This is a genomic window from Roseobacter insulae (assembly GCF_019375555.1).
GTDB classification, from domain to species: Bacteria; Pseudomonadota; Alphaproteobacteria; order Rhodobacterales; family Rhodobacteraceae; genus Roseobacter; species Roseobacter insulae.
In genome coordinates this window covers 45,131-55,978 of the sequence record NZ_JAHXDN010000001.1, presented here as the reverse complement: position 1 = coordinate 55,978, position 10,848 = coordinate 45,131, and the positions used below count along the sequence as shown (strand labels likewise).

The 10,848-nt window shown below is 63.1% G+C and carries 10 protein-coding genes; 2 read left to right on the top strand and 8 right to left on the bottom strand.

Annotated features, from left to right (window positions below; all coding sequences use genetic code 11):
- Positions 1-49: 49 nt before the first annotated feature.
- Complete coding sequence (locus tag KX928_RS00265; protein WP_219497660.1) at positions 50-313, top strand: hypothetical protein; 264 nt, start codon at positions 50-52, stop codon at positions 311-313.
- A gap of 102 nt (positions 314-415) precedes the next feature.
- Here the strand turns inward: KX928_RS00265 and KX928_RS00260 are convergent, their stop codons facing one another.
- From KX928_RS00260 to KX928_RS00250, 4 genes are all read right to left on the bottom strand, one after another.
- Positions 416-1,261: a universal stress protein gene (locus KX928_RS00260; protein ID WP_219497659.1), complete on the bottom strand. Its 846-nt coding sequence runs from the start codon at positions 1,259-1,261 to the stop codon at positions 416-418.
- Positions 1,262-1,595: 334 nt separating this feature from the next.
- Complete coding sequence (locus KX928_RS00255; RefSeq protein WP_219497657.1) at positions 1,596-2,915, bottom strand: ferredoxin reductase family protein; 1,320 nt, start codon at positions 2,913-2,915, stop codon at positions 1,596-1,598.
- 9 nt (positions 2,916-2,924) lie between these two features.
- The gene (locus KX928_RS23900; protein WP_257883455.1) at positions 2,925-3,053 is read right to left on the bottom strand and encodes a hypothetical protein; all 129 of its coding nucleotides are present in this window, start codon (positions 3,051-3,053) and stop codon (positions 2,925-2,927) included.
- 133 nt (positions 3,054-3,186) lie between these two features.
- Positions 3,187-4,611: a preATP grasp domain-containing protein gene (locus tag KX928_RS00250; protein ID WP_219497655.1), complete on the bottom strand. Its 1,425-nt coding sequence runs from the start codon at positions 4,609-4,611 to the stop codon at positions 3,187-3,189.
- 100 nt (positions 4,612-4,711) lie between these two features.
- On the opposite strand from KX928_RS00250, the gene KX928_RS00245 reads away from it, so the two are divergent.
- Entirely contained in the window at positions 4,712-5,536 is an 825-nt protein-coding gene (locus tag KX928_RS00245; protein ID WP_219497654.1) for a class II glutamine amidotransferase, read from the top strand.
- Here KX928_RS00245 and KX928_RS00240 read toward each other — a convergent pair whose 3' ends face one another.
- Genes KX928_RS00240 through acsA form a run of 4 tightly spaced genes read right to left on the bottom strand, consistent with a single transcriptional unit; the run spans position 5,537 to position 10,753 of the window.
- On the bottom strand, positions 5,537-5,785 hold the full coding sequence (locus KX928_RS00240; protein ID WP_219497652.1) for an acyl carrier protein: 249 nt from the start codon (positions 5,783-5,785) through the stop codon (positions 5,537-5,539).
- Positions 5,782-7,011, bottom strand: a complete 1,230-nt coding sequence (locus KX928_RS00235; RefSeq protein WP_219497649.1) for a dihydrolipoamide acetyltransferase family protein — start codon at positions 7,009-7,011, stop codon at positions 5,782-5,784. The genes KX928_RS00240 and KX928_RS00235 overlap by 4 nt, the downstream gene beginning before the upstream one ends.
- Positions 7,008-9,011, bottom strand: coding sequence for a pyruvate dehydrogenase (acetyl-transferring) E1 component subunit alpha (gene pdhA / locus KX928_RS00230; protein WP_219497647.1), 2,004 nt, complete (start codon positions 9,009-9,011; stop codon positions 7,008-7,010). Before pdhA ends, KX928_RS00235 begins: the two co-directional genes overlap by 4 nt.
- Positions 9,008-10,753: an acetate--CoA ligase gene (acsA, locus tag KX928_RS00225; protein ID WP_219497645.1), complete on the bottom strand. Its 1,746-nt coding sequence runs from the start codon at positions 10,751-10,753 to the stop codon at positions 9,008-9,010. Before acsA ends, pdhA begins: the two co-directional genes overlap by 4 nt.
- Between the last annotated feature and the right edge of the window lie 95 nt (positions 10,754-10,848).

Here is a 10,848-nt window from a genome sequence, read left to right as displayed (position 1 = left end):
TCGCCGCTTATGCCGCCGTTTGTGCTGCGCAAGGACATCAGCAAAGGCAATGACAGCCCGTGGATCGAAGCTTGACCGGTTGAAACGCCGGAGTTCAGAGATTGCAACGCGGTCCACTTTATACCTGCGCCCCAAGGTGCGCAGCGTGATCGGCATTCTTCTGATCATCGGGGGCATTCTGGGCTTCCTCCCGATTCTGGGGTTCTGGATGATCCCCCTTGGCGTTTCGCTGATCGTGGCCGACATCAGGTATTTCAGGCGGGCAGGGAAGCCGCGTTCCGAGACGCCGTCACACCCGGGTGACCGCAGCTGAAGTCGTCGGTCTCTGGGCATCGGGGCAAACAGGGGGCGCAGTTGTCGCGCGCGATCGTCCGGCCCGGCGTCTGCAGGTCGTAACAGCGTCACGTCCAGCGGCTTAATGCGCCAACAGCACCGGCAGGTCGGTCTGCTCCATCAGTGTCCGGGTTGTGCCGCCAAAAACAGCCTGAACCATGCGCGTATGGCCATAGGCCCCCATCACGAGGAGGTCCGCACCCCCCTCTTTTGCGCGGTCCTGAAGACACTGGGCGATTTCGCGCCCGCCACTTGGATACTGGGTGACCGTCACGGTGCAGCCCCGGTGGCTGAGCCATGCTGCGACATCCGTGCCCGGATCTGCCCCTTCTTTGTCTGCCGTTATGACCGGGTCGAAACAGCCGATCACAACCTCTTGCGCGGCCAGAAGGTAGGGCAGCGCCGCGTGCACCGCCTTTGCCGCCGCATCGCTGCTGTTCCAGGCGACAAAGACCCTGGAGACCGGCCGGTAAGGGGCCGCGTTCAGCATCAACCCTATCGGGGAGCGAAACAGCACGCCATGCGCAGCTTCGCGCATGATGTCGGGCGCGTCATGCAGATGCGGGGCGATATGGGCGATATCGCAAACGCGTGCCCGCGTTCCGACCAGATGCTTGATGTCGGTGGTTGCGCAAAGATGCCCGATCACGTCGCCGGCAGGACCGCTGCGCGCGAGAAGCGCCTCGACCTCGTTGACCCGGTGGTTCAGCGCCTGCTGTTCCTTTTCCACGATTTTTACCCAGTTCGGCGGGATATTCATCGCACCGTAGGGCGGCACACCGTAAGCGTAGGTGGGCAAGGGCGGGGCCGGTCCGAGCAGCAGACAGCTCAATCGCGCCTGTTTTTCCGCCGCGGCGTCGGCCACCTCTGATATCACGTTGTCGGGCGTATCCTGATTGATGACGAATAGCGTTGTTGTTCTGTCCATATCGAATCTCCGGTTCTTGCCTTCCTTGCGAAGATGCACAGGCGCGGCACCGGCCATCATGACGCATCGGCTCATTATTGAACTGATGTGGATCAAACCCGGGTGTCAAATGACGCCAATTCGCACCCGAAAGGCCGATGAGCCGGAAGGGCCGCCCCGGTGGCCGTGGCCGTACCTCTCATCCGACCCGCGGCACAGAACCTTGCCGTCCGGGCACCCGGGTCACCACGGTGATCATCTCAGCGCGAAGGCCAGAAGGACGCAGACAACCAAGATGCTGGTGATGATCACCGCCCATCGGACGCGCTCTTCCTCTGTACGCTGTCGAAACCATCTAATCATACTGGAACCGTTCCGACAGGATGCGATCCGGCGCAACGCCATGCTCCATCAAAGCTTCCTCCACGCTGGTCATCATCGCTGTTGGCCCGCATAAAACGAAAAGCCAGCTGCCGAACTGCCCCTTGTCAAAGGTGCGGGTGATCAGACCGGCGTCAATAAGGCCGCTTGGTCCGAACCAGTAGTCCGGCGGCTCCTGCAGTACGTAGACGACCTGGGTGTTCTCACTCTTGGCCAGCCGGTCGATTTCATCCTGGAACACGATCTGCTCTTCTGCGCGGTTGCCGTAGACCAGTACCCTTTGCCGGGCGTCCTGTGCCAGATGCAGGTCCCGCAGGATGCCGATCAGGGGTGCGATCCCCACGCCACCCGCAATCAGGGCGATGCCGGGTTCGTCGCGACCATCGACCGTCAGTGTGCCGTGGGGTCCGTCGATATAGGCTTTCTCGCCGATCTCGATCTGGTCAAGGGTCGATGTGAAATCTCCCAGTTCCTTGATGACAAAGCTCATGTCCGGCCCCGCGCTGGGGGCGGAGCTGATCGAAAACGGATTCTCGCGCAGGGAAAAGGGGCTGTGGCCGATGTTGAGCCAGACAAATTGACCGGCCTTGTAAGGCGTGCCGGCATGGCCGTCCGGGGTGATCGTCACCCCCCATTGCCGGGGCGTGAGTCGCGCCACCGAGGACACGCGCCAGCGATGTGCCGCCTGATAGGCGGGTTTCAGAACATAGACGGCAAGCAGCGAGAATGCAGCGATGGCGGTCATCGTGCCCCACATCCAGATCATCATCGGGTCAGCGCTGTAGCGCCCGGCACTCAGCGCGTGGTGCAGCAGCAGACCGGCGATCAGCAAAGCGCCAAGCCCGTGGATCAGCCGCCATGTCTCGTACCTGTAGTCCAGATCATCGTGTTTCATTGACAACAGGACAAAAGCCGGCAGCAGCACAAAGGCCAGTATCCCGGACAACAGGCTGACAAAATCGCTCGTAAGGGTGAGTTGGCGGGTCGGATCCCACGGTCTGGACGGACCGGGCAGCCATTGGTACAAAAACGGATGCACCAATGCGAAAGCCAGCGCCGTTCGGGCGACCAGCTGGTGAAAGCGGATGGTGATATCAAGGCCCAGACCGGACGAGACCGAGCGGAACCGGCCCGACAGCACGAATTCCACCAGGATCATTGCAAATGCCAGCAGACCGAGGCCGGAGGCAAGATCGTTGCGAAACGATCGGGCGGGCATACCGCTTGCCCATGACAGCAAGACCGGCAGGCAGACCACAAAAAGGTAGAGGGGTATCAGGACATAGGCGCGCATGAATGTCGATTACCGACCTGTACCGTGAATGTGAATGGGGCGTGGCGTCTGCCCTGACCGGCGCGGGTGCCTGCGGGTCTTTTCCAGCGCCGTGTTGCTGAGGATGTCCGGGGCAGTTTGCAAGGTGATGAAAACCATTCACGCGCTCCATGGGGGTTGGCCTGATGCCAAGTATAGCGCCCTTTATTCCGCGATGATTGCGTTGGATCAATCGCTTAACGTCTCAACCCTGCCACAGCTGCCCCGCCCGCCACGCGGATACCGGGCATCGCTACTCCGCGGCCCTGATGAGCCTGTGCATTGCGTCGCGCAACAGGTCAGCGGCAGCGCGCTGCGTCTCGGCGATGGCGAAGAGGTTTGCGGCAAGCCCCCTGGAACTGTCGGGTGGGGACAGGATCACGATGCCCGTGGTCTGCCGATCAACCCTGAGCAACAGGTCCTGCAGCAAAAGCAGTTGGTCCCGGGTTGTCATGTGCCGGTCGGGCATCACTTCCTGTGCGATGGAAATGGCGCGGCGCGTTCGGCTGTCTCCCAGCTGGCGTGCCACGGTCATGGGGATGGAAACGCCGCCCCACCGCGCGTTGCATTCGATCCAGTGAATCGTGGGGGCCGCCCTCGGGGACCGGCAAATGACCGCGTCGAGGCTGCATCTGCCGTAATATCCCAATTGCTGGAAAACGGCGGCAAGGCGCCTGGCGTCCAGGCGCAGGCGGTTTTGAAGCCCGCGCCCCAAGGTCGATTGGGAGGCGCCGACAAAGGTGGCCGCGCCGGTCTGCACATGCTGTTCGAAAACGCCCTCGACCTGCGGGGGCCCCGCCGCCGCATGAGGCAGCCAAAGCTGGACCGACGGGCTGCTTTCGACGCCTTCATCCCAGACGCCGACCAGAACCGGGTAGCGGTCGTGCCAGCCGAGGGCATAGAGGCGCTCCAGCAGGAACGTCCTGAGGTCGGCGAGGGGCATGCCGCGCACCACCGTACTATCGAGCCGCAGATTACCGGCGGAGCCGGCGCTGTCGGGCACTTTTACGATGACATGGTCGGCGGTCTTGCCGATCCGCTGAACGAGTCCCGCTGTCGCAGCCGGCCCATAGGCAGAAAGGGTGGGCGGCGTGGCGTTTTCGCCCAGCACGCGCCGTGCCACCTGCGCAAACCAAAGCTTGTCGTTCGCCCGCCTTGTGATCTGCGGCGACGGACCGCAGACGTGGATGACGCGGCCGCAGCGCTCGCCGATGCGCTGCGCCAGCCGCCATATATGGCCGGTTGTTATATAAGACTTGATGGTCAGCCCCTTTGCCTGATCGGCAAGTGCGGCGAAGGTGTCGACCCATGCCTGTGATGTCCATGCCTGCTTGGTCAGCGGCACATGGCTGCGCGGGTCGCCTTCGTGGAACGTCACGTTTGCAAGACCCAGGGACGTGCTCAGATAGTCTTCGAAATCCGGGTCACGACGGCGCAGCAGCACGTGATCCCCGCGCCGGGCAAGCAAGGCCATCCGATGCTCCAGCCGCGACCCGTTGTCCGCCGACAAAAGCGCAATCTCCGACGAATCTCCGATCAGAAGCGATGGCCCGTCGCCGGTGCCCTGTCTGACACAGGGCCCAAAATCCAGCGCGGACAGGAACGCAGGCTCATCGCGCACAAGCGCTTTGGCGATGTCCTCCCCCGCATGCTCAACAGTTGGTGAAAAATTGGGCATAGCGTCGACTATAACACGCAACCGGACTCAGTTTTGATCAAGATCAGTCCGCGCCCGCAGGACCTGCTAATTTCTGCGGTGAAGCGAGAGGACCCGACCCATGTGCCGACTGTATGCAATGCACGCCAATGAACCGACCAAGGTCGAATGCGGTCTCGTCAAAGCGCAAAACGCGCTGATGGCGCAAAGCAAGGGCGACATGCAGGGCTACGCCCATGGCCACGGCTGGGGCGTTGCCGACTATCCCGACGGTGTGCCGATGATCGAAAAGCAGGTGTGGGCTGCGTTTCATGGCGAACATTTCACCCGCAAAGCGGCGCGGGTCTATGCAAAAACGGTGGTGGCCCATGTGCGGCGCGCGACCGTGGGGGGAACGAGCATTGAAAACACCCACCCCTTTCATCATGGCCGCTGGATTTTCGCGCATAATGGGACGATCCCCAATTTCGATCGGGTGAGGTTCAGGCTGCTGGAACACATGGACCCGCTTCACCGCACCGAGATCAGCGGCACAACCGACAGCGAGCATATATTCCGCTACCTGCTCAGCCTGTTTCTGCAGCATCCCGAACGTGGCTTGCTGGCGACAGTGCGGGCCGGTCTGGCGCAGATTGTGGCGTGGTCGGCAGAGATCGACCGCGACGCGCGGGTGGGTCTGAACATCGTACTGACAGATGGCACGCATATGGTCGGGTCGCGGCTGAACCGGTCGCTCTACTACCTGCCGCGCGATCACATTTTCGACTGCCCGATCTGCGGCCAGCCCCATGTGCATCACGACCCAAAAACCGCCTATCAGGCAATCGAGATCGCGTCGGAGCCGGTCACCTTTGGTGAAGACTGGTACGAGGTGCCCAATGAGACGGTGTTTCGTGTGGGCGAGGATTACCGTCTGGACATGGCGCCGATGTTGCGCCCCGGCTGATCATTGGCCGGACTTGCCCGCCAGATAGAGGACAAGCGCGTTGAAGCTCTGCATCCTGGGGTAGTCGGCATCCGGCATCTCGATCTCCAACCTTTTCGACAACGCGGTGACGAGGGTCAGGAAGTCCATTGAATCGATGTCGAATTCCTCCCGCAGGTCCGCATCCGCGTCGATCTGTGCGACGTCGATATCGGGGGCGATCCTGTGCAATTCCTCGCGCAGGGCGGTTTCCGCATCCGCATGGGTCATAGTGTCCCGGGCTCCTGCAAAAATCCGTCGATCGATCTGAGAAACGAGGCCCCCCGCCGGCCATCGCTGACCCTGTGATCCGCGGCGAGCGTCAGGGTTGCCGCCAGACGGGGCGTGACCTTGCCGTCGCGGACCCACGGGCGCAGCCGGGGCGTTCCGATCCCGACAATCGCGACCTGCGGCGGATAGATGACACCATGCAGCTGATCGACGCCGCGCTCGCCAAGGCTGGAGAGCGTGATCGTCGCATCGGACAGTTCGCGCGCCCGAAACCGGCCTGCCCGGACGCGGGTAACAAGGTCGCGCAGGGCCTGCATCAGCGCATCGAGATCCACGGTGCCGGCGTCCAGAAGCGCGGGGGCAATCAGGCCCCCGCCGCGCAGGGTGATGGCGAAACCGAGGTTGACGACATCGCTGGGCTCAAAATGACCATCGGTGAAGTAGCCGTTGAATTCCGGATATTTGACAAGAGCCTCTGCAACCGCGCGGGCATAGACCGCGCCCGGCAGGATACGGGTATCGGGCGGGCGGGCAGCATTGGCTGCGGTCACGAAAGCATCCACCGCGGTCAGATCCACCTCATGCGAAAGATAGTAATGCGGTATCTCCCGTTTGGAGCGCGACATCGCGGCGGCAATCGCGCCGCGCATGCCCGGGTCGGGTGCCGATGGCGGATCCGGCGCGGCTGCCTCGATCCGGGCGCGGGAGATGACCCCGGAAGAGGTCACGTCGAGCCGCGACAGATCAACCCCGCGTTCCGCCGCAAGGCGTCGTGCGGCTGGCGTGATGCGACGGCGTTGGCTGTCGGGTGGTGGGATTTCCACGTCCGGGGTCTGCGGGATCTCCGGCGTGGGGCCGGTTGGCACCGGGTCTGTCAGCGGCACCTCTTCGGGTGCCGGGGGGTCCGCGACCGGATCGACGGGCTGCGGTGCCTCGCGCGGGGTTGGTTCCGGCGGCTTGGGTTTGGGCAGGTCCGGCGGGGCGGGGTCGCCTGCGCCGCGAATCGTGGCAAGGGGTGTGCCGACCGGGACTTTCTCGCCGGTTTTGACCAGCCAGTCTGCAAGAATGCCGTCCTCGAACACCTCGATCTCGATGACACCCTTTTGCGTTTCAACCGCCCCGATGACGTCACCGCGTCGCACGGTGTCACCGGGAGCTACCAATTTTTCTACCAAGGTTCCGGCCTCCATATCAGCGCCCAGAGAGGGCATCAGAAAACAGCTCACGGGGTGGCCTCCATCAGCTTGCGCGCTGCCGCGACGATCTTGTCCGTCTGCGGAATCGCGGCTTGTTCAAGGTGGTGCGCATAGGGGATCGGCACTTCCGCGCTGCAGACCCGCGCCAGCGGCGCGTCCAGATCGAAGAACGAGTCTTCGGCCAGCCGCATCCCGATCTCCGCCGCCAGACTGCCGCTTTTCCATCCCTCGTCGACCACCAGCGCGCGGTGGGTTTTGGCGACGGATGCAACAATCGGGTCCATATCCAGGGGCCGCAGGGAGCGCAGGTCGATCACCTCCGCCGAAATGCCGTCTCTGGCGAGCGCTTGGGCAGCGTCCAGCGTCTTGAAGAGCGACCCCCCGTAGGTGATCAGGGTGATATCGGTCCCCTGCGCGCGCACAACAGCCCGGTCGATGTCCACGGCACCGGCGTTTTCCGCCAAGGCGCCTTCGCGGTTGTAAAGCATCACGTTCTCGAAAATCAGCACCGGGTCGGGATCCTGCAACGCGGTCCAGAGCATGCCGCGCGCGTCCTCCAGCGTGGCAGGCGCCAGCACCCGCAGCCCGGGGATATGTGCATACCAGCCTTCCAGACTATGCGAATGCTGTGCCGCGAGTTGCTTGCCCGCGCCGGTGGCCATGCGGATCACAAGCGGCACGCCGAACTGGTTGTTGGACATGTGCCGCAGCGTGGCCGCGGTGTTAAGGATCTGGTCCAGTGCCAGCAGGGAAAAGTTGACCGTCATCAGTTCCACGATGGGGCGCATGTCAGCTATCGCCGCCCCGATCCCCGCACCGGTAAACCCGGATTCAGACAGGGGCGTATCGCGCACCCGGTCCGGGCCGAATTTGTCCAGCAGGCCCTTGCTGACTGCGTAGCACCCGCCGTAGCGGCCCACGTCCTCGCCCATCAGGAACACCCGGTCGTCGCGGGTCATCGCGTCGGTGATCGCGGCCTTTACAGCCTCGCGGTAGGTTGTCGTCACGATCTTGCCGGGCGGTTCCGGAACCGGCGGCGCGGGGCGTTCGGGTGCCATGACAAAGCGCGTCAGATCAGACACCGGCTCGTCGCTGCCACGATCCGCATAGGCGACGGCCTCGGCGATTTCCGCGTCGACCTCGGCGGTGATGTTGGCTACCTCGGGCTCATGCAGCAGGCCGGACTGGGCGAGCCAGGTGCCGAACCGCACGATGGGGCCTTTTTCGCGCCACTCGGCAATTTCCTCTTTGGACCTGTAAAGCTGTGCATCGAACATGGAGTGAGCGCGGAACCGGTAGGTTTTGCATTCGAGAAACTGCGGCCTGCCGGTGTCCGCAATGGCCTTTAACGCCTGACGCGCGGCAACTTCGACGGCAACCACATCCATGCCGTCAACGGTCTGAGCGTCAATGCCATAGCTTCGCACCTTGGCGCCGATGTCGGTTTGCGCTTCTGTCAGATCCAGCGCCGACCCCATCGCGTAGCCGTTGTTTTCGCAAATAAAAAGAACCGGAAGACGCCATAGCGCGGCAAGGTTCAGGCTTTCGTGAAATTCACCTTCGGCCACGGCTCCCTCGCCGAAAAAACACGCCGTGACCGCACCGCCGGAGGCCATCCGGTCGGCAAGCCCGAGACCAACAGCCAGAGGCAAGCCGCCACCGACGATTGCGTTGCCACCATAGAAATTGTGATCCCGGCTGAAAAGATGCATCGACCCGCCACGCCCGCCGGCGCAGCCCTGAGCCTTGCCGTACATCTCCGCAAGAATTGCGCCCATCGGCACGCCACGGGCCAGGGCATGCCCATGCTCACGGTAGGTGGCGACAATGCGATCCTTTGCGCCCAGCAGGGGAATGATGCCCGCAGCAATCGCTTCCTCGCCGTCGTAAAGATGCAGAAACCCGCGGATTTTCTGCAGGGTGTACAGCTCCGCGCATGTGTCCTCGAACCGGCGGATGCGGATCATTTCCTTTAACAGGCTGCGCACATGGGCGTGGTCCAGATGCGGTTTGTCTAATGTGTCGGTCATGCCTCGTCACTTTCGAGTGTTGAAATGTCTCCCTCCGGCAGACCCAGTTCGCGCGCCTTCAGCAGGCGGCGCATGATCTTGCCGCTGCGGGTCTTGGGCAGGTTCTGGCGAAAAAGAATCTCCTTGGGGGCGACAGCGGGTCCAAGGTGCTTGCGCGCATGGCCGAGCATTTCCAGACGCAGGTCTTCGCTGGGTGTATGCCCGGGTTTCAGGGCCACGTAGGCCTTGACGATTTCGCCCGCGGTCTCGTCCGGAACGCCAATGACACCGACCTCGGCCACGGCAGGATGCGACATCAACGCGCTTTCAACCTCGAAGGGGCCAATCAGGTGGCCCGCGCTCTTGATCAGGTCCTTGCTGCGCCCCACGAACCAGAAGTACCCCTCTGCGTCACGCATCGCCAGATCACCGCTGAGGTACCAGCCGTCGCGGAAGCATTTGCGGTAGCGCGCTGCTTCGTGCAGGTAGCCGCGCATCATCGATGGCCAGCCGGGGCGCAGTGCCAGCTCCCCCATCGCCATCGGGTCCGTCAGCTCGCGGACACTGCCGTCTCTTATCTCGAGAATGCCCGCCTCGATCCCCGGCATCGGCCGACCCATGGAGCCGGGCCGGACGTCCATCGACGCAAAATTAGCGATCATGATGCCGCCGGTTTCCGTCTGCCACCAGTTGTCGTGAAACGGCATGCCGAAGGTGTCATTGCCCCAGATCACCGCCTCGGGATTGAGCGGCTCGCCGACGCTGGCCATGAACCGCAGCGCAGGGAAGGCCTGGGCCTGTGCGGCACCGGCCCCTGCCTTCATCAGCATGCGAATGGCGGTGGGTGCCGTGTACCAGACATTGACGGCTTCGCCTGCGAGGGTCTCATACCAGCGCGTCACATCGAATTCCGCCTCATCGACGATCATCGTCACCCGGTTGGTCAGCGGGGCGATGATGCCGTAGGAGGTGCCCGTCACCCAGCCCGGGTCGGCTGTGCACCAGTAGACGTCACCGGGTTTCAGGTCGAGCGCGTATTGCCCGGTCACGTGATGCGCGACCACGGCCTCGTGCACGTGAACAACGCCTTTTGGCGTACCGGTTGTCCCGGAAGTGAAATGCAGCAGCGCCGGGTCTTCGGCGGCCATCGGCACGGTGTCGAAATCTTCCGCCGCCTGCGCCATCAGGGATGGGAGTGTCTCGGTGCCGGGGTCTTGGCCATCCGTCAGGAAAACCGTCTGCAGATCGGGCAGGTCTGCGCGCAGCGATTTCAGCTTGCGCTTGTAAAGCCTGCCGGATGTGACGACGGCATGTGCCCCGCCGATCTCCATCCGCGAGCGGATCGGTTCCGGGCCGAATGCCGAGAACAGGGGACAGAAGACCGCACCGGTCTTGAGGGTGCCAAGTGCCGCGATGTAAAGCTCCGGCACGCGGCCGAGCAGGGCAAAGACCTTGTCGCCGCGCCCGATCCCCTTGCCCTTGAGGACATTTGCAAAGCGGTTCGTCTGTCGGCTGAGGTCCTGATACGTGAAATCCTGTCGCTGACCGGACTTCGATATCCATCGCAGGGCGACCTGTGCGCCGTGCCCTGAGCGCGCATGCCGATCAATGGCCTCATGTGCGATGTTCAGCCGACCGCCCGGGAACCCGTCGATCTGTTTTCTCGCAGCGTCCCACGAGAATTCGGCCCGCGCACGCGCGTAGTCGGCCATATTGGCGCGGCGCGCGATTTCGGGGTTTTTCTCAATCGGGTCGTATGCCATGCGAACAGCCTCCATCCGCCGGTGCTGAGGCAGGTTACCAAGGGCAAATTCGGACCGACTGACCAAGATCAATCTGCACGCGATGATGCCGGTCG